Origin of the sequence: Paenibacillus sp. N3/727, assembly GCF_022637315.1 — a bacterium.
Lineage (GTDB): Bacteria > Bacillota > Bacilli > Paenibacillales > Paenibacillaceae > Paenibacillus_AQ > Paenibacillus_AQ uliginis.
Genome location: NZ_CP093336.1, coordinates 3,231,025 through 3,251,190, shown reverse-complemented (window position 1 = coordinate 3,251,190; position 20,166 = coordinate 3,231,025). Strand labels below are relative to the sequence as shown.

Sequence of the window (20,166 nt, the reverse complement as noted above, 5' to 3'; positions counted from 1 at the left end):
ATTCATGGGAAGAGGATGAACTTGTGCACTTCTGCAAGGACGTCCTTTTTTTGTACGATAAGAACATCAGAAACGGACTTAACGGGAGGGTGAAACAACGGTGAACATGCTGGAAATCAAACAGTTAACGAAAAAATTCGGAGAATATACCGCCGTGGACAATTTATCGCTATCGGTGCAAGAGGGAGTAATTTTCGGATTTTTGGGGCCTAATGGTGCAGGCAAGAGCACGACGATTCATATGGTTGCTTCCTTGCTCTCCGCGACGAAAGGTGAAATCGAGATCATAGGCCGGAATATCGCCAAGCACAGTAGGTTTGCGAAGCAGGCGATCGGCTTCGTGCCCCAGGATTTAGCGATCTATGAAGATATGACTGCTTATGAGAATGTACACTTTTTTGCCGGGCTATATGGATTAAGGGGATCAGAGCTGAAACGCAGCGCAATCGAAGCCTTGGAATTCGTTGGCCTTGCGGATCGGCAGGGGAGCTATCCGAGAAGCTTCTCAGGTGGAATGAAGAGAAGGCTGAATATCGCCTGCGCGATTGCTCACAGACCTAAGCTGATCATAATGGATGAGCCGACGGTGGGTATCGATCCGCAATCCCGCAATTATATCTTGAACTCGGTTCGGAAGCTGAATCGAATGGGCAGTACAATCATTTATACGAGTCATTATATGGAGGAAGTTGAAGAAATCTGCTCGAGGATCGCGATCATCGACCATGGGAAGATCATTGCGGAAGGGACGAAGGCACAGCTTAAGGCGATTATTAAGAATCAGAAAAATATTAGCATTACAGTCCGATCGACCGAACGTCTTCCGATGGAAAAGTTGAAAAGCATTGTCGGTGTGAACACGGTCGAAGCGGCGGAACAGACGATTAACATCAGCTCCGCTGTAGAAATTAACAACTTAAATCCAATCATTCAGCTGCTTGTGGCAAGCGGCGTGGAAATTCGCGGCGTGGAAGCACAGGAGCCCAGTCTGGAGACCGTGTTCCTGACTTTAACCGGCCGAACGCTGCGAGACGAGTAATTAAGGGCCATATTACGAATAAGAAAGAGGAAGGGAGCGGAACGAATGAACATTCTGCGCATCGCCGAGAAAGAATTGAAGATGTTCAGGGATATCAAAATGCTGCTGTTTATGTTGGCGACACCTGTTCTGCTGATGCTCATTTTGGGGACAGCGCTCTCCGGTAATTTCCATGGAACCGTGAAGGTCGATCCGATACGTGTGATATATAGCTATGAAAGCAATAGTAGAACGGTAGAGACGCAATGGAAGGCTTTTCTGCTGGAAGCGGAAACCTCCGGCATCCGATTTGAAGAGGTTACGAGCAGAACGGAAACGGATGTAGTCAGGGATGTGCAAAATGGTCTTTATACGGGTTATGCGCGAATCGTTGATGACGGAATCAGCTATTACGGCAACAGCGGCAGCGGGATGGAAAATGGTATCGTTCAGGGTTTATTGGCAGCGCTGGCGGATCGCTATAGATTGACGATAGCAGAGACCGATCTTCTTGCACCAGATGGAAATTATGTGACCGAAGCTTCCGTCGATGCGGTTAGACAGCCCGGGGGCTTGGACTATTTTGCCGTTGCGGTTACAACCATGATCATCCTATACAGCTCCTTAACGGCTGGGCAATTAATCGAAACGGAAAGAAGCAGGCATACCGAGCTCCGTTTGTTAGCATCGCCGATCACGAAAGGAGAAATTTTCGCAGGGAAAATCGTCGGGACACTCGTGCTTAATGCAATATTTGTCGCAATTATCGTGCTGCTCAGCAAATATATGTTCGGTGTGAATTGGGGAGAACATCTGTGGCTTGTTTTCCTTGTCTTATTAACTGAAATTGTATTGGCGCTCAGCCTTGGACTCGGCGTAGGCTATTGCCTGAAGGGCAACGCAGCTGGAAGCGTACTTATGATCGTTATCCAAGCGGCGGCGTTTGTGGGAGGGGCTTATACGCCGGTCGATCAAACGACGGGAATGATGAATTTCCTTTCCCGATATTCTCCGCTGCATTGGTCCAATGATGCTATTTTGCAAATTATTTATGCGGGAAACCTTAAGGCGGCGCCTCCGGCCATGATGCTTAACCTGGGATGTTCGGCACTGCTGCTTGCTCTGGCAATTGTCCTAATGAGAAGAAGGGAGGGGTTGTAATGAGAGAGATGATCTGGCTGGTCCGCAGGATGGCGTTAAGCACAGTCAAAAACTATAAAATGATGCTGTTATATTTATGCTTACCGGTTCTTGGCATAGCGTTGGCTTCGTCAATCTACAGCGGCTCCGAAGAGAGCCCTTTGAGAGTCGGCGTGGTCAATCACGACGACGGTCAGGCGGTAACTGTGGATATGGTGGAGTATATCCGCAAGATTGATCAGGTGGAAGTTCGGGAAATGCGGACGGAGGAGGCGGGGGGGCTCCTGGCGAGTGGGAATATAGATGCGGTGTTAACATTCCCTAAAGGGTTTGCAGGTAGTATGTTGTCCGGCCAACCGGCAAACGTCGGCCTGACATCCGTTCAAGGCTCGCAAGTCACAGCTTACATCAAGTCGTATTTGAATGCGTATATCGGGAATCTCTTGTCCATCGGCCGATCGTCCGGAGGGGAGCAGGCAAAGTTCGACCAGATGTACAAAAGCTATCTTCAAGCAGAATCCGGACTTTCGGTCGAAACGGTGGAGGATCGCTCCGTTCAGCACCAAGAGTCGGCCCAAACGGTAGGCTACCTGGTCATGCTCATGCTGTTCTCAGCCGTCAATTTGTCAGGGATGATTCTGAAGGAAAAAGAAAACCGGACCTATTTCCGAGTGTTTGCCGCACCGGTCACGGGTCGCGCATACGTGGCAGCCAACATCATTGTGAACGTTGTCGTCATGCTGATCCAGATTGCTGTGACTTTAGCGGTTATGACCCGGTTCTTTCATATTGATTCAGGAATACCGGTTCTTCAAATGTTCTTGCTGCTTGGTCTGTTTGCCCTGGTGGCGGTCAGTCTGGCTTTGGCCATCGTAGCGTTCTCATCAAGCTCAATGGTGGCGGGCGGGATACAGACTATGGTCATAATTCCAACCTGCCTGGTGGCCGGATGTTTATTTCCGATCGCAACGATGCCGGCGTTAATGCAGCAAGCTGCCCATTTTCTCCCGCAATACTGGCTATTGGATACGGTCAGTCGGCTGCAGCAGGGAGAGCCGGCATCCGGCGTGCTGTTGAATCTGGCAATTCTACTCGCCTTTGCTCTTGTCCTAGCATTGACAGCCGCTTATAAATTCGGAAGAAACAGAGAGATGCACTCGTTTATTTGATATGATTGCCTACTATTTAAGAAAATAATAATAAAAAAACGTGCCTCCAGAATCGCTTCTGAGGCACGTTTTGCGTAAAGGAAATCATATTTGAGTTTTAACCTGCAGCCCAAACATCAAATTCAATTATTAATTCAGGTAAACCTAATCCTTTAATATAAGCAACCGCGCAGAGCTTCTCCATGATTTGACCACAGAGATGCTTACTCCATATTGATCAGCCATTTCTTGAAGAGATTGTTGTTGCGTTGGATTGCGATCGTTAGAAACAGTACGAATTTTAATTGTCAAACTCAATAAATATTTTCCCAAGAATACGATCTATATGGAGATGGTGTGACATAAAGAGAAGTGTCCTTTTTAACAAATGTGATATATGCTTCACCCTTCTCTGTGGACGATACCCATTTGTATTCCTCTCGAAGAGTACCTTTACCTGATAATACTCCAGGACCACCAAATAATTTGACTACTTCATCATAGGTCATGCCTTCTTTAATAGTAGCAGTACTTTCGGCTGTAACATCTGGGTAGCTTAAAATGGGTAGATCCTTTCCCTTATATATCATCATATTTAGATAATTTGTTTTAATGGGCCCTGATATTATAATTTCATTGAAGCCATCACGGAAAGCTTCTGGGGCTCCAAATAAGTCAACACTAGGCTTTTTAGCAAAAAGATAATCAAGATCGATTGAATTGAAATGATCAGCATCAAGAGCTAGGAATTTTTCATAATTGACTGTAGGCTTACCAAAATCTTTCACCTTACGCAATTCTTTATCATAAACATCCTTTTCAAAATCAGATGGGATTAAGTTCACGCCTAAACTAGAAATATATATATCTTTGTTTTGGTAATCTGAGCGGACATCTATACCAAGCAATTCACCTATAAATCTTAAGGGGACAACAGTTCTTCCATTAATAATTTGACTAGGTACATCTGATTGAATATGTACTACATCTTCTTGACTGTATTTATACAAATAAGAGCTGGGAGTTTTAGTAGCCGTTTTTTGACCAATTGGTAAGGTAACAGTGTAGTTAATGTTTTCGATAGAGTAAACAATAGTAACTACTTTCTTTTTCGGATTCCATTTTACATCATTACCTAAATATTCAGATATAAATCGAAGTGGCACAAGAGTGCGGCCATTTTTTATTATAGGTTTCTGATCCAATACTACTTCTTTAGTGTTTACAAATACTTTAATAGTATCATTAGCACTAGCAGTATTATAAGATGTAAAAAATATAGTTGTCGTAATGAAAGCTATTAAAACAAAATTTAATCTTTTAAACATTTTTCTCTTCTCCTAAACTATTCAATTTTCAGTTAATTATAACTATTAAATTTAGAAAATCAAATTATTATGGAGTATATAACTTAATATACCAATAACTTGTATTTGGTGATGTTAGTGGTAAGAATCAGCAAGATTAAAAGATTAGTTTTTTGTTTTTTAGTAGCAGTCATAGTAGCATCGTGCTTTAGTACTGGGGAAAGTACTGTGATGATGATTTCAATGTGATTACGGTATGCCAAAACTATAAATAATAAGGGATTAGGGAGGAGGTTGCCAAAAAGTCATCCAAGATGACGTTTGTGGCAGCCCTTCAACTATTAAGCAGATAAGCGCTACATTAAAGGATAATTAAGAGCTTTAGCAGAATATAATTTCTCTAGTTAACTGACTCACACAAAATAAATTTTAAATTGTGTTCAAATCGAGCGAACGGGCGGCATCTAAATAAATAGGGCGAAGAGACGCGAGGAGGAAAGCATGGCATTCGAAGCGGAAGATAGGGCAAGTACAGCTAACAAGGTAGCATCAATAGGGATGGCGTCCTTCGATCGGGATCAGTCGCTGGTGGAGCGCGCGCAGCAAGGGGACACCGAGGCGTTCGGCGAATTGATCGAGCAGCATCGCGATAAAGCACGCAGCTTAGCGGAGCGGTTGACAGGGGATCCCCACATGGCTGACGACGTAGTACAGGATGCTCTTATACGTGCATTCATGCATATGGGCACACTCGTCGATACGAGTCGATTTCTCCCTTGGTTTTACCGTATCGTACGTAATCAAGCGAACATGCGATTACGTCGGGGCGGACCACACCGGAATGAACGGCCATTCGTATCCATCTCCTCCCCCGAAACTAACGACTCACAGGTTAACTGGGAGGACTTAGACAGCATCCTCTACCATCTAGCACGTACGGCGACAGATGCTGCGATGAGGGAGCAGGACCCGGCGGAGCACCTTTTGCGCAAGGAACTATACGAGACGATTCATGCGCTGTTACATTGCTTGAACCGCAAAGAGCGAGATATTTTCAAAGCTTACTTCTTCCGACAATTGAGTCCAGATGAGATCGCCGCAATGTATCGAATGACGACTGGCTCGATTTATACGTATATCCACCGCTCTCGCCAGAAGCTTCGGAAGGAGCATATTCGCGTCTCGTTAGGCCTTTTGCCTGAGAAGAAGGGAGGAGGCGGATTGTTAAAACATAAACTAATTAAGATGCGGCCATGGCAAGCAGAGCCTCCAGTCATGTCGACGTTCGTAGACAGCGTTGGTCGAATGCTCACTTCAGAAGGCGACCGATGGGAAGCTGCAGAACTCATGGGATTGTCCACCTTCGCATTCCGTATGAAGCTCTCGGATAAAACGACGTTCGCCGACGGCATCTACGTGTTTGACTGGGGAGCTACGCTGCAAGAACTGATGAGAGAAATCGGCTATGAGATCTCGATGCTATGCGGTCAACTGGCAGATTCACCCATTCCACTGCTCGGGGCGGTGGAACGGTTCCCAATCGTGCTCCCGATAGAGGAAGCGGTACTTCCGTTCATCCACAGACACATCGACGCCGGGAAGCCGGTTATGTACTTTGATACGCTGGTTACTAGGCCATATGTGCATGAATGGTCAGTTATCTATGGCTACGATGATCGGGTAAGACTTGTTCATCTCACCGATCCGATTCGGCCGGGAGGCAAAACGCTATCTTACGACGATGTGATTAACAATCCTGTCCGGTTTCTAGCTGGTATCGGCAATAAGTTGGAACAGACATCAGGAGAAACTGTAAGGCGACTTAGGGAGACAGCAGCCCGCGAGCAAGCGCTGCGGACGATACACTTCGCAATCACCTACGCCAAGCACGGCTGCGCATATCGACCACGAACCTCGTACTTGAATTACACGTCTGGGTTGGCGGCATATGACCGCTGGATTGGCCATCTGCGTAACCCGCATATTGCGCCGAACCGTTACGGAATGGGTCAACTCTCCGCGGTATATACCGAAAAGAAGCGTTATGCTGCGCTTTACCTACGGGGCGTACCTCTTGAAGAAGAGGCGAAGCGGCTGGCGTTGCTGGCGTCAGAAGCCTATGAGCAGGCCGCAGGCGCGATGGCTGAACTCTGCAAGCTCGTGCCGTTCATCCGGACATCGGAAATTCTATCTCCGGACATGCGTGAAGTTAGCGTTGAACAGTTGGAGAAAGCCAAGGCCTTCGAAAGCGTCGCGATTGGTTATATGGAGAACATTATCGCCGTAATGGCTGAGTAAGAGGGGAGCAGACAATGAAAGAATTGCGGTTTATGACGGAGTTTCAACATTTGCAGAGGGTAATGGATGCAAAGGAGTCGTTCGAACAGGTGAATCCTGACGTAAAAGTCGTGATCGAGCAATCGACCGATCACTTCGAATCGAAGAAAGCCTATGAATCCGACGAGGCGCCGGATATCATCGAGTCGGGCGGATGGTCGCTGTTCAACATCAAAGACATGTTCGTAGATTTAAATCCCTATGTCGCAGAAGTCGACGGGCTCGAAGAGGATCTATACCAAGGTCCGATGAGGGTCGCCCGCCACAACGGTTTGTTGTCAGGGCTGCCGGTGGACGTCAGCATCCCGCTTATTGTCTATCATAAGGAGATGTTTGATCGTGCCGGACTGGCGTATCCGACCGAGGATTTGACATGGGACGATTTTATCGAGATGGGTAAAAAATTGACAATCCGCAATGAGCATGGCGTTGCTTCGCAGTTCGGCTTTGGCATCGGTGTAGATATCGAGTGGTATGAGCCGTTTGTTTTTCGTAATGGCGGAAGCTATCTATCTCCGAATGGATCGACTGCTAGGGGGTATGTCGATAGTCCGGCAACCATTGACGCGTTCCGCAAAGTGATCGACGCGTATCGTGTACACGGCATTATCCGTAAGCCGGACGAGCCTTCCGAAGCGGGTCAGCTTCATGAGGGTTTTGCGATGATCTTCGGGTTTATGTGGTTTACCGGCGATTTGATCTATCACAAGATCGACGACAAGTTCGGGGTGGTTGGTCTACCGAAAATGCAGGGAGGCGATCCGTCGAATATGATCTACATGGGCGCGGCCGGTGTTACTTCGAAGTCGAAGAACCCTCGTCTAGCCTGGGAGTTTCTACATCATTATCTCATTGTTCGGCATTCTTGGCCTCTTCCGATTACACGCGCTCAGGCGAAGGACCGCGGTCTGACCGAGCACCACCTTTGGTCGCGTTACATGGATGAGCTCGACCGTGTACGGCCAAGCGGGTTTTACCTAAGCGAGAAGTGGAATTCGTCACGCCAGCTCATTAACGAAGACATCCACAGGATGATTCTCGATGGTACTGATGTGTCCCAAACGCTGCGGTCATGGACGAGGTTCGCATAATTTATAAGGTGAAAGGTATTGCGGATTGAGCTATGTCGATGTAATCGAATTCCACAAAAAAGAAACTCCAGCACTATTCTATGGATCAATTAAGATTTGTATCGTACCAGGAGGATCAACAACAGATCGTTTCGAATATCATCATGAGAAGTACCTAAAAAACATGTGGCTAATTCTGGAAACAGCAGTTCAATTAGAAAGGGCCATCCCGCAATGGGCTGGCCCTAAAAACTTGCTCTTAACGTAGAGATGTCAAGTGACAACATCCTGATTAACATCGAGCCAATTTACGTGGCATGTATGTTCGCCAGATTTGCACTCGACATTATAACATCCTCAGGTGCAAGAATGAATGAACTGCTGCAGATTGGGGAGTTAATAATGGGAAATACCGATAAGTTTGAAATGATAACTAATAGACCTTCCTTTTCAAAATCAAAGCATAATGTATCTACATTCTGAATATTAAAATCAGAAATTTTTTGCTTTACTTGATTAATCATGTTTTGTGATGTATCCAGAAAAAGCATAGAATTAAAATCATTTAACAAGTTCATTCCGACAAGACCAGTTCCACAACCAAAATCAATAGCATTAACGGATTTAATCAAGTAAAGCTAACTGACATTATGACTAAAATAGGGTACAAGAATATTCAATCCAAAACTTTTTATAATGGAAGTAAAATATTCATGGGACATGATGCATCTATGTTTATTCTTGATTCTCAAAAATAAACTTTTAAGACGGAAATTATCCGTTAGTAGATTTGAGACTATTGAGATATGTATTTCAAAAAAGGCTACCCGTAAAGGATGACCTTAATACTTGCCGTTACAGACAGCACGGAGAACCGCACCACAAATAGTGGTAAAGCCGAAAATGATGATATAGGTTGAAGCGGCATTGATAAATATGCTTTCGGGGGATTAAGCGTAGTTAAAGCCTATAACCTCTTGTATACTGAAACTATCATATTTAGAAAATTACTATGCCTAAAAGAAAGTGGGAGAAGAACATGTACATAAGCAAATGGTGGGGAGAATTAATTGGCGGTTCCGATGATTCGCTGGTATTAATAGACTATTTGGAACAATTAGACTCAACGGATGCGACGCTCAATCAGATTTTAAAAGACTTGGGTTTCGATGTTCTGCTTTCCGAGGGAGACTTGAAAAACGGCAGAGGTATTGGATTTGATATAAAAAATGCTAACGGCATGTTTCGGGCAGAACTTGATATTGCCTGCGGTGCTCTAATCGATCTTTCAGCCATTGTGTTGGAGTCTCTTAAATCAGGCTATGTCGATTTGCATGATTTGGATGAGGCTAGGCAGCCGTGCAAACTTTATATTGATTCCTCCGAAGAAAAAAGAAACCTGCTTCGGGATGAATTGTACAAGTTTTCCCGTAATCCGCTGGCTTACGATTTAGCCGAACTTGTTCCGGCCGATGATATGAGGGAACTTGCGGAAAAGGCAAAAATGATCGCAGATGAGCTGTTATAAGTTGCGTACGTTCTCCAGCATGCAGAGGGCTGCTGATTTAAGAAAGAAGACTCATGTTGGTCAAAATGGAAGTGCATCTGAAGAGAAAGATAATAGTATTCACTTACTATTATAAAAATGATACAATTACTCAATAATAAATTTGACAAAGGGAGGTGCAAGCAGTGTTAACTGTTTTTAGAATTCTGTATGGTAAAGACGCAAAAATTGGTAATGTATTAGCCGACAAAGGGAGTAGTCTGTCCTTTTTTAAGCTATACAACCATACAAAAACAGTTATCGGCGCTTTACCTCTATGGCAAATAAATTACAAAGCATTGACTTAGAGTTCTTGTTTATTTGTCCATATTTTTCATTTAAAGCTCAGCACCGATAATCCTATCTGTGCTTTTTTTGTGTTTATTTTTAACCAATGGATAGATAACTCCTTTCTATATACTCCTATAAAACTAGAGAGTCTTATGGAAGGATGAGGACAAATGCAATTAATTCAAAGTAATAAGTATAGAGGAATCAAAGAATTTTTAAAGGAACATAATTACCCTAATTTTAGAATGAAACAAATATTGAATGCCATTTTTAAGGAAAGAATCGATAAATTCAACGAAATTAATGTACTTCCAAAATCGTTAAGAGAGAATTTAGTTAAAGAATTTGGAGAGTCTATTTTAGATATTGCTCCTTTAAAGGAACAACATTCAGAGCAAGTCACTAAAGTCCTATTTGAAATTTCCGGAAATGAAAAAATAGAAACGGTAAATATGAAATATAAAGCTGGTTGGGAATCATTTTGTATATCTTCACAGTGCGGATGTAATTTTGGGTGTAAATTTTGTGCAACAGGTGACATTGGATTAAAAAGAAATTTGACTTCAGATGAAATAACTGACCAAATCCTCCATTTTTACTTACAAGGCCATTCCATTGATAGTATTTCATTTATGGGAATGGGGGAAGCGTTAGCCAATGTACAAGTTTTTGATGCCTTAGATGTACTCACTGATCCTACGCTATTTGCTTTAAGCCCTCGTAGGTTATCTATTTCAACTATTGGTATTATACCAAGTATAAAGAAAATGACTCTGAATTATCCGCAAGTCAATTTGACGTTTTCATTACATTCTCCTTTTAATGAACAACGAAGTAAGTTGATGCCGATTAATGATAGCTATCCTTTATTAGATGTATTGGACACATTAGACGAGCATATACGAATAACATCAAGAAAAGTATATATTGCTTATATTATGTTACCTGGTGTGAATGATTCTATCGACCATGCTGAAGAAGTTGTAAGACTATTAAAAGGTCGATATAAAGAGGGACGCTTATATCATGTAAATTTAATTAGATATAACCCAACTCTCAGTTCTCCTTTAAGTTTCGGTGAAGTAGATGAAGGTCATGTTGCTAACTTTTACAAAAAATTAAAATCATCAGGTATTAATGTGACCATTAGAAGTCAATTTGGAATCGATATAGATGCTGCCTGTGGTCAATTGTATGGAAATTATCAAAAGGGCAACAATTAGTAATTTGAGAGGAGCTGATGCTGGTATTGTATTCTACTAAAAAAATTGTTAATATTAAAGAACAATTATGAGAGGACTGATGAATGGACAATGATTAACTAATCTATATTTTTATTTGAAATGAATAACTTCAAACTACAAAGTATAGGGTTAGTCTATCCATTTTTATAAATCAGTTTTCACTTGAATAACCATGATTCTGATGGTAACAACGAACTTATTTGAGTTAAGTGAAAGACTAATCCTTCCAATTACAAATTGGGGGGATTTTTTTATTCTCTCATAGAAAGATTGATATTTTTTATCTGTTAAATAAGGGGGAGAAAGAAATGACTAATTCAGACACCATCGTTACACATGTAATGCTCCGTATAAGTCGCTAATATCTATCAAACTTATACGGAGGAATTAACATGTCAATGATACAAGTGCAAGACTTAACTTTTTCTTATCCAAGTAGCTTTGACAATATTTTTGAAGGCGTAAACTTTCAGATAGATACGGATTGGAAACTTGGATTTATCGGTAGAAATGGACGAGGTAAAACAACATTCTTTAATCTGTTATTAGGGAATTATGAGTATAGTGGGAAAATCACGTCTTCGGTAGAATTTAATTATTTCCCTTATCCAGTTTCGGATAAAAATAAGTATACCTATGAAATCCTTGAAGAAATTTGCCCCCAAGCAGAAGATTGGGAATTTCTTCGTGAAATATCCTATCTAAATGTTGATGCCGAGGTCATGTACCGGCCATTTATAACATTATCAAATGGAGAACAAACAAAGGTATTGCTTGCCGCACTATTTTTGAATGAAGGCCAATTCCTATTAATCGATGAGCCTACCAATCATTTAGACACTGATGCACGTAAGATTGTCTCTAGTTATTTAAAGAAGAAAAAAGGGTTTATTTTAATTTCACACGATAGAATCTTTTTAGATGGATGCGTTGGCCATATCCTCTCGATCAATAGAGCGAATATTGAAGTTCAAAGTGGTAACTATTCTTCATGGAAGTTAAATTTTGATAGACAGCAGGAACATGAAGAGGCAACGAATGAGCGTCTACAAAAAGACATCGGGAGATTAAAAGATTCCTCAAAACGTTCAGCAGGTTGGTCTAATCAAGTGGAAGCTTCAAAAAATGGGACAACGAATTCAGGTTCTAAGTTGGACAAGGGGTTTGTAGGACATAAAGCGGCAAAGATGATGAAGAGAGCAAAGAACATTGAATCAAGGCAACAAAAAGCTATTGAAGAAAAGTCAAAACTGCTAAAAAATGTGGAAAAAACCGAGTCATTAAAATTAGAACCATTGGAATTTCAGTCAAAAGAATTGATTGTGTTGTCTAACTTGTCTGTTAAGTACGATGACCAAATAGTGAATAAGCCAATTAGCTTTAAGGTTGAACCAGGTGACAGAATTGTACTTGATGGAAAGAATGGAAGCGGAAAAAGTAGTATCCTAAAACTAATCTTAGGAAATCCGATACAGCATACAGGCTCATTGAATTTAGGTTCTGGACTTGTCATTTCCTATGTTGAGCAGGATACTTCTCATTTGAAGGGACTATTATCGGACTTCATTGAAGAACATGAGATTAATGAATCATTATTTAAATCTATCTTACGCAAGATGGATTTTGACCGAATTCAATTTGAGAAAGATATATCCCATTATTCTGGTGGACAAAAGAAAAAGCTGCTTATAGCCAAAAGTTTATGTGAAAAAGCTCATTTATATATTTGGGATGAACCGTTAAATTTTATTGATATTTATTCGCGCATGCAGATTGAAGAGCTTATTCAAATATTTAATCCCACAATGGTTATTGTTGAGCATGATCAGGCATTTCAACAAACAGTTGCAACAAAAACTATATCTATGTAGTTGAATATGAGAATTGAAGATATAATCAGTAAATCAGGTTTTTAAACTATAGGGTGCGTTTGTTTAAATAAAAAAGGACATTACATATTTTATATGACTAATATGTAATGTCCTTTAATTTATCTATCTTTTTTTAATTTAAGTTCTTGATAAGCGATATGACTCTTGTAAAGCAGGGTTTCAAACAAGCTGAGTAAGGATGAGCGCATATTCAGCTCTTAAATCGTCATATTGAATATCTTGACCAGCCACTGCAACTGCTCCTTCTGTCATTAAGCTAAAGAGTAGTTTACAGTAATAGGAAATTGGTGGTAGTCTAGTTTTGTTAATATATAAGGGGGAGGACGATGAAGTGGCTCCAAAACATATAGTTTCTGCGGCAACCATTGTAGTTAATGAGCATAACGAAATATTATTGATAAAAGGACCTAGACGAGGATGGGAAATGCCAGGAGGGCAGGTTGAAGAAGGTGAATCATTGAAAGATGCAGCGATCAGGGAAACAAAGGAAGAGAGCGGTATAGATATAGAAGTGACTAAGTTTTGTGGTGTTTTTCAAAATGTAAGTGCTAGTATTTGTAACACTTTATTTTTAGGAAGACCAGTCGGAGGTGAATTAACAACTACCCCTGAGTCTTTAGAAGTAGGATTTTTCCCAATCGAAACAGCATTAGAAATGGTAAATTGGGGAAATTTCAAGCAAAGAATTGAGCTTTGTTTGAATGAAGAACTTCATCCTTTTTATGTTGAATTTTCCATTCCGCTAAAGGATTGCTAGAGCGCAAAATGCGAAATTCTTTTTGAAAAACATAACATGGAGTCGTTGATTAAATGGAGTTTGTTGAAGATAGAAAATATGCAGAGCAATTGTTAAATGAAGCGGCAATATCAAATCCAGGAACTTGGGTTCAACACTCAATAAACGTGGCAAGAGCGGCGGAGTATATAGCAATAGATTTACTAAAGGCACGGTACGAAATTGACCCAAATATAGCTTATACAAGTGGACTATTACATGATATCGGACAATTAATGGTTGGAAGGAAATTCCTTCACACGTACAGATACAATTGAGTGAAATACTAAAACAAATTAAATGGACTATCTATGACAAACTAGTTACAGTATGTGATGCATTAGCAGATGATAAAGGATTTTCAACAATAGAAAAGCGAATTGTTTCGGCTGCCATGAGAAATGGAATCAATTCTAATTCACCAATTTTATGGAAGGGTTACTTCAGTATTAAGCAAGAAATTGAGAAGGTAATTCAAAAATCAATTTACAGGTTGCTTCCTAATATTGAGGAATCCATATATACGGATATCGCGGTAAGTGGAACCGTAAGTACCATGAAATAATACACTATCATTGGACCCAACAATTGAAACGGATACGATAATAACGGAATACCACTTAGTATTTTAGCTGGGAAAAACAACTCATATAATGTGACACATCATGCAAGAATAGAAGACGACTGTCTGACGACAAAAACATATAGACTTTGAAAGTCGCATAAAATGCGGCTTTTTTTGTTTGAAGTATATAAGTTCTTGTCGTAACTCAATGACAAGAACTTGGTTACTTCGCCGATTAGATGAGTGTCTAATGTCTGGGCGCATCTACAGCTTGTTAAGCTAACGGGCAGATTAGCCCAGTAGAATTTAAAGTGTAAAGCAGACTTATCCTATTCAGAAAAAATCATATAACAAACGGACGATTCTTTTTGAGTTCACCAGAGTGATATGGAATACAATCTCTACGATAAATTTTACAAAAAGAAAATGTAGAATTCATAAAATCCCCCAAGTCCTTTTATATACTTAAATTGTTCGATATAGCGAATCAAAAGGACTAGGTGGTAGATACAATGTTAAAAAAACGTGATTTGCACGAATGCCATTCACTGTATAACTTGATGATGGATCCTGCAGTTTTTCCTTACGTTCGTTATAAATGCCAATCTTATGAAGAATATTTATTCATAACCAAACAGTTGATCGTTGAAGAAGAACAGGAGACAATTATTTCTAGAACGATTCTTAACGATGTGGGACATCCCATTGGTACCATTGATCTATATGATATTGTTAATAAAACAGGCTTCTTGGCCACATGGATTGGAACTCCTTATTTTGGAAAAGGTTATAACCAACGAGCGAAGGAATCCTTTTTTGCTGAACTTTTTCTTCAACATAATATCGAAACGGTATTTTTGAAGATCCGAAAACAAAATATTCGATCGAAGAAGGCGGTAGAAAAGCTACCGTATGCCAAATCAGCAAATGATATAAACCAGCAAATATATAAATCGATAAATAATACGCAACAGATCTATGATTTGTATCATGTGGAGCGGTTAGGCTTTTTAGAAAGCAGTAAAGTCATGCAAATAGAGGTTGCTACGTAACAAACTGTGCAAAAAAACGGAGAGAAATAGATGTGCAAATTTACTAAAAAGCACTCTGTACTCTAGGTGTAGAGGAATCGCGCCTGAATTTGAATGATACTAGTATATATTGTATATTCTGGTGTAGACACAGAAATTATTGGGAGGGACACGACATGAAGAAAATTAGTATATTGGGATCTACAGGGTCGATAGGAAAGTCGACATTAGATGTCGCCAGGAAACATCCTGATAAGTTTAATATCGTAGGGCTGGCCGCCAATACAAATATTAACCTGTTGATCGAACAAATTGTTGAATTTAAGCCCGATATTATTTCAGTTGGTTCAAAAGAGCATGCCCATCAGTTGGCGAATCAAGTTACATATCCGGTAAAAATCGTCTATGGGGAAGAAGGACTCAATGAAGTAGCTTCCTATGAAAATGCCGATATTCTTATGAATTCAGTTATAGGGGCGTTAGGAATTAAACCGACAATAGCCGCCCTACGCGCGCGGAAAGATATTGCTATTGCAAATAAAGAGACTCTGGTAGCTGCAGGTCATATCGTGACTGAAGTTGCAAAAGAATACGGTTGTCGACTTATCCCGGTTGATAGCGAACACTCTGCTATTTTTCAGTGCCTTAACGGAGAGAACAAGCAGGCAATTCACAAACTTATTCTGACGGCGTCCGGAGGAGCATTTAGAGATCTTTCCCGTGAAGAAATGAAAGTTCTTAAAGCAGCTGACGCGCTAAAACACCCTAACTGGCAGATGGGCAAAAAGCTGACGATCGATTGCGCGACGATGATGAATAAAGGTTTTGAGGTCATGGAAGCACGTTGGCTATTCGATATACCGTATAAGCAGATTGAGGTATTGGTACATAAAGAGAGTATCATTCACTCTATGGTAGAATTTGTGGATGGTTCGATTATGGCTCAATTAGGTGTACCGGATATGAGAGTCCCTATACAATATGCATTTGAACATCCTGATCGATTGGCATCAGATTTCCCAAAGCTGGATTTCTCCAAGTTACGTCAACTTCATTTTGAAGAACCGGATCTTGTTCGTTTCCCATGTTTGGGATATGCATATGAGGCGGGGAATAAAGGCGGGTCACTGACGGCAGTCTTGAATTCAGCCAATGAGGTTGCAAATCAGTTGTTTCTAAACGATCAAATTGCGTTTTTAGATATAGAACGAATTATTTACGAGACGCTGAATTCACATGATATTATTGCGAGCCCTTCGCTAGACGACATTTTTGCAGTAGATGAATGGGCAAGAAGAACGGCATTTTCTATAGCGTCCTCATTATCGAATCAATAATTATGCCATCGTAGGATCGGGACATTGTCCTTGAATTTATTGAGCAAAACAGTTTTGGTTTACTCTTATCAAGCTAAGCTGTCGAACGACAAGAACATGTACACTATGAAAGCCGCATATAATGCGGCTTTTAAGTGCCCACAACAGAGGGCTAACATGGTGGTATGACACTAACAAGCCATAAAATCAAACGATAAAATATTTTAATACTTAAACGCTTTATACTGTTTTATGCAGATTATCAAATGTCGAGTAATGAAGGAGTCTAAACCGTGAAAGAAATCGTAAGTAGATAGTCAAGTATTGGCGAGCAGGAAGTAAATGAAACTACCATGCTAATTGAACTAACACAGAAAGGGGGTCACGATATACCCCTAAATGAAAATTTTCTTTTTCTACAGATAGTTACATTGAGAAGTCAGCTCATTTTCGTTTTTTTGGCGTTTATTTTTCTTTTTTAACAACGTTAGGAATGTTTAATGCAGCACAATTTTAATAATGAAAACGATTCAATACTCAACGATTATTTCGCTGTAAAAGAAAGCTACTAGCAAGCATCTACAAAAGTAAAACGATCGTTCTGATCTCCGGTTCCACAAGCGCCACGAAAAACGGATTCCAGTGGCTGTACAATAAAGACAGCAAACAAAACTATGCTTACCTTGGTGATGTAGACATCAAGAGCGTAATCATTGATGGCTAAATGTTTGACTTGAAATAAATCGCCTCAAGAGCATATATCGATATCGGCCCCAACGCCAAGATGAACTCATAGACGAAATAGATCGAAAACCCGATAAGCAGAATTCCAGCAATGACGGAGACGGCCCGAATCATATTACGGCTCATGACCATTTACGTGAGGGAAACAATGGATAGCAAACCAAGATCATGGATAAGAATGCCGCACTTACATCTTTTTTTGGCGTTGGAGCACTTACACATCTATGAATCGTGAGAGGAACGAGGCGTAGAGGCGATCCTGAAGGTGCAAGCGAACTTAGGTCAATTACAAGAAGGATCGAGTTATCGCAGGTAAGATATAGTAGAAATCGTACGATAGGATGTCGCCGTAGACCGATGAATCCATGGGTGTAATCCTTTACAGTGGTAGATATCATCTAAGGATGAGTTAACACAGTTCGAGGAGGCAGTGATATGGATCACCAGGCTATGCTACAACGACAGTTATGGTTCGTGAATCAAAGATTCGGCATGTTTATACACTTTAACAGCGCTACTTTCCAGTTCGCAGACACGGAGATGAAAGACTGGGAATATGGACACGAGAATCATGATGAGCCGCGTAGGTTCCCGTTCAATCCGTCAGATTGGAATCCGGACCAACTGGATTGTACGCAATGGGCACAAGTTGCCAAAGCCGCGGGAATGAGCTTCGCCGCCCTAACGGCCAAGCATCATGAAGGCTTCAGCTTGTGGCCGACACAGTATACGGAGCACTGTATTCGAAATGCAACCAGCCAAAGGGATGTCGTCAAGGAATATCTTGATGCGTTCAAGCAGGAAGGAATTGAGGCGGGTCTTTATTTCTCGATGCTGGACCTGCAACATCAGATCGGCCGTAAGAAATGTACCCTGGAAGATAAGCAGTTTATTAAAAACCAAATTGAAGAATTGCTGACAGGTTATGGCGACATTCCGTTTCTCATCATTGACGGCTGGAACGCCCATTGGGGGGGCCCGAAGTATGAGGACCTTCCCTTCGAAGAAATAAATGAATTCGTGAAGGGATTGCAACCCAATTGCCTCCTGATGAATATAAGCTGTGAATCCAATCTGGATCATTCCGATATCGTATTCTACGAAAATGCTGCCGGACAGGAAATTGAAGACTTTTTCGAGGGGCCGGGCGCCAGCTGCAATATTTTGACGGATACATGGTTCTGGAGAGCAATGGATACGACGATGGATCTTAAAACGACGGATTGGGTCTTAGACAAAATACATGATGCGAACAGCCATAACGTGACATTCTTATTAAATGGCTCGCCGAATCCGCATGGGCTGTTTGACGCCAATATCATCGAGCGGTTCAAAAAAATCGGAGGAAGATACCGAAAACCAGAGGATCTGGTAACAATTCCTACAAACTGGTTGCATCGACAGTAAGATTAACCGAAACGATGCCGAATATAAAAGCGCTTGTTCATTCGATTTGACAAGCGCTTTTTCTCGTCCGATGCATGCTGAGGTAGGTTCAATCCATTACAATAAACTGATACCGTTTACGGAACTCTCCTGGCGTAAAGGAAGTGTGACGTTTAAATAGGCGCGTGAAATAGTTATTGTCGCTGAACCCGCATCGCGTAGCGATTTGAATGATTGACAGTTCTGAATGCGCTAATAATTGTTTGGCTCGTTCAATCTGAAGATGATGCCTATATTGCAAGGGGCTCATCCCTGAATACTGCTTCAAGCAGCGGGCTAAATAATCGAAGTGGTAATGAAGGTCATTTTCCATTCCTACGGCGTCGAAGGGTTGTTCCAAATGTTTGGCCAAATAGGAAGCGACTTGCTCCCCGAGAGAAAGAGAGCGGGCTTGCGGACTGCGGTTTCGTAAACTGTATTGTAGTTCTAAGAGAAATCGGCCGAATAATATTTGTAGCTCGTAGGATCGCGAAGCAGATAACATGCTATGCACATGTATCATTTCCGTGAGCAGCGGCAGGATCGGGCGCAAATCGATGACCGTAAATTTCGGGATATCGACCATACCTGGATGAACCTCTATATCCTGGTCCGTTCGATTGAGCAGAGGCTGCTGCCAGTTCGTTTTGTCGATCAAGGCTGGCTGAGGGAATCCTGGATACTGGAAATGAATCCAATATACTTCCGTTTCGGTATCGGTCGGGCGGTAGCCACGATGCATCTTCCCAGGTTCAAGGACCAAGACCATGCCTTCTTTGATGTCATATGGAATCCCGTTTTCCTCCATGTAGAGCGTACCTTTCACGCAGACAATGATATCGAAAGCCCCAAATTGACGCTTCGCATGTACAATCCCCGGCGGCCATAATATATGGCCGACCGTGGCGATCAAAGGAAGGGGCGGGACATGAAGTTCAAGTACAAGCATATCGGATCACCTTTTGAAAAGAATGTAGAAATTGTACTATAAATCGATAGCGCTGTCAGCCCATCCATGGTGCATTGCCATCTTAAGCGGTAGAGATAAGACTATAAATGAATAAAAGTCAAATGAAGAAAACTGGAGAGAGTCAGAGAGGTAAAAAAATTAAGAATGCTTAAAATGTCGGGTGACAAGAACCTCATCCCATTCCCGATATTGACCTCATTCCCGACGGATGGCACTTATCTAATCGTTTTTTACACTTTTTTATTTCTCCATTTACAAGCCGCATCCATGATATTATGTAATTTGTCTAACATCTTTTTATCCCTCTTTCCTCTTCTGTTCTCTATTCTTTTTGGATAATAAAATTA

Annotated in this window: 16 protein-coding genes; 13 read left to right on the top strand and 3 right to left on the bottom strand. The window is 41.4% G+C overall.

Features of this window, described 5'->3' with window-relative positions; genetic code table 11:
- Positions 1-100 precede the first annotated feature (100 nt).
- The 3 genes from MNQ98_RS14830 to MNQ98_RS14820 are packed head-to-tail and all read left to right on the top strand — an operon-like array spanning position 101 to position 3,327.
- The gene (locus tag MNQ98_RS14830) at positions 101-1,039 is read left to right on the top strand and encodes an ABC transporter ATP-binding protein (protein ID WP_241928949.1); all 939 of its coding nucleotides are present in this window, start codon (positions 101-103) and stop codon (positions 1,037-1,039) included.
- Between the two features lie 45 nt (positions 1,040-1,084).
- A complete protein-coding gene (locus MNQ98_RS14825; protein WP_241928948.1) occupies positions 1,085-2,179 on the top strand; it encodes an ABC transporter permease in 1,095 nt (364 codons plus the stop codon).
- Positions 2,179-3,327, top strand: coding sequence for an ABC transporter permease (locus tag MNQ98_RS14820; RefSeq protein WP_241928947.1), 1,149 nt, complete (start codon positions 2,179-2,181; stop codon positions 3,325-3,327). Before MNQ98_RS14825 ends, MNQ98_RS14820 begins: the two co-directional genes overlap by 1 nt.
- A gap of 293 nt (positions 3,328-3,620) precedes the next feature.
- Here MNQ98_RS14820 and MNQ98_RS14815 read toward each other — a convergent pair whose 3' ends face one another.
- Positions 3,621-4,634, bottom strand: coding sequence for a copper amine oxidase N-terminal domain-containing protein (locus MNQ98_RS14815; protein ID WP_241928946.1), 1,014 nt, complete (start codon positions 4,632-4,634; stop codon positions 3,621-3,623).
- A gap of 480 nt (positions 4,635-5,114) precedes the next feature.
- Here MNQ98_RS14815 and MNQ98_RS14810 point away from each other — a divergent pair, with 480 nt between their 5' ends.
- Positions 5,115-6,911, top strand: a complete 1,797-nt coding sequence (locus MNQ98_RS14810) for an RNA polymerase sigma factor (protein WP_241928945.1) — start codon at positions 5,115-5,117, stop codon at positions 6,909-6,911.
- A gap of 14 nt (positions 6,912-6,925) precedes the next feature.
- Complete coding sequence (locus MNQ98_RS14805; RefSeq protein ID WP_347272212.1) at positions 6,926-8,041, top strand: extracellular solute-binding protein; 1,116 nt, start codon at positions 6,926-6,928, stop codon at positions 8,039-8,041.
- 287 nt (positions 8,042-8,328) lie between these two features.
- Here the strand turns inward: MNQ98_RS14805 and MNQ98_RS14800 are convergent, their stop codons facing one another.
- On the bottom strand, positions 8,329-8,571 hold the full coding sequence (locus MNQ98_RS14800) for a hypothetical protein (RefSeq protein ID WP_347272262.1): 243 nt from the start codon (positions 8,569-8,571) through the stop codon (positions 8,329-8,331).
- Positions 8,572-9,059: 488 nt separating this feature from the next.
- Here MNQ98_RS14800 and MNQ98_RS14795 point away from each other — a divergent pair, with 488 nt between their 5' ends.
- From MNQ98_RS14795 to MNQ98_RS14755, 8 genes are all read left to right on the top strand, one after another.
- Complete coding sequence (locus MNQ98_RS14795) at positions 9,060-9,548, top strand: imm68 putative immunity domain-containing protein (protein ID WP_241928944.1); 489 nt, start codon at positions 9,060-9,062, stop codon at positions 9,546-9,548.
- Positions 9,549-10,027: 479 nt separating this feature from the next.
- The gene (locus MNQ98_RS14790; protein WP_241928943.1) at positions 10,028-11,080 is read left to right on the top strand and encodes a Cfr family 23S rRNA (adenine(2503)-C(8))-methyltransferase; all 1,053 of its coding nucleotides are present in this window, start codon (positions 10,028-10,030) and stop codon (positions 11,078-11,080) included.
- A gap of 413 nt (positions 11,081-11,493) precedes the next feature.
- Positions 11,494-12,972 carry an Lsa family ABC-F type ribosomal protection protein gene (locus MNQ98_RS14785; RefSeq protein WP_241928942.1) on the top strand — a complete coding sequence of 493 codons (1,479 nt, stop codon included), beginning with the start codon at positions 11,494-11,496 and terminating at the stop codon, positions 12,970-12,972.
- 352 nt (positions 12,973-13,324) lie between these two features.
- On the top strand, positions 13,325-13,750 hold the full coding sequence (locus MNQ98_RS14780; RefSeq protein ID WP_241928941.1) for an NUDIX hydrolase: 426 nt from the start codon (positions 13,325-13,327) through the stop codon (positions 13,748-13,750).
- Between the two features lie 53 nt (positions 13,751-13,803).
- Positions 13,804-14,046, top strand: a complete 243-nt coding sequence (locus MNQ98_RS14775; protein WP_241928940.1) for an HD domain-containing protein — start codon at positions 13,804-13,806, stop codon at positions 14,044-14,046.
- A gap of 799 nt (positions 14,047-14,845) precedes the next feature.
- The gene (locus tag MNQ98_RS14770; RefSeq protein ID WP_241928939.1) at positions 14,846-15,385 is read left to right on the top strand and encodes a GNAT family N-acetyltransferase; all 540 of its coding nucleotides are present in this window, start codon (positions 14,846-14,848) and stop codon (positions 15,383-15,385) included.
- A gap of 155 nt (positions 15,386-15,540) precedes the next feature.
- On the top strand, positions 15,541-16,701 hold the full coding sequence (locus MNQ98_RS14765; protein ID WP_241928938.1) for a 1-deoxy-D-xylulose-5-phosphate reductoisomerase: 1,161 nt from the start codon (positions 15,541-15,543) through the stop codon (positions 16,699-16,701).
- Positions 16,702-17,859: 1,158 nt separating this feature from the next.
- Complete coding sequence (locus tag MNQ98_RS14755) at positions 17,860-18,831, top strand: alpha-L-fucosidase (protein ID WP_241928937.1); 972 nt, start codon at positions 17,860-17,862, stop codon at positions 18,829-18,831.
- 88 nt (positions 18,832-18,919) lie between these two features.
- On the opposite strand, the gene MNQ98_RS14750 is transcribed toward MNQ98_RS14755, so the two are convergent.
- Complete coding sequence (locus MNQ98_RS14750; protein WP_241928936.1) at positions 18,920-19,798, bottom strand: AraC family transcriptional regulator; 879 nt, start codon at positions 19,796-19,798, stop codon at positions 18,920-18,922.
- Positions 19,799-20,166: the final 368 nt, after the last annotated feature.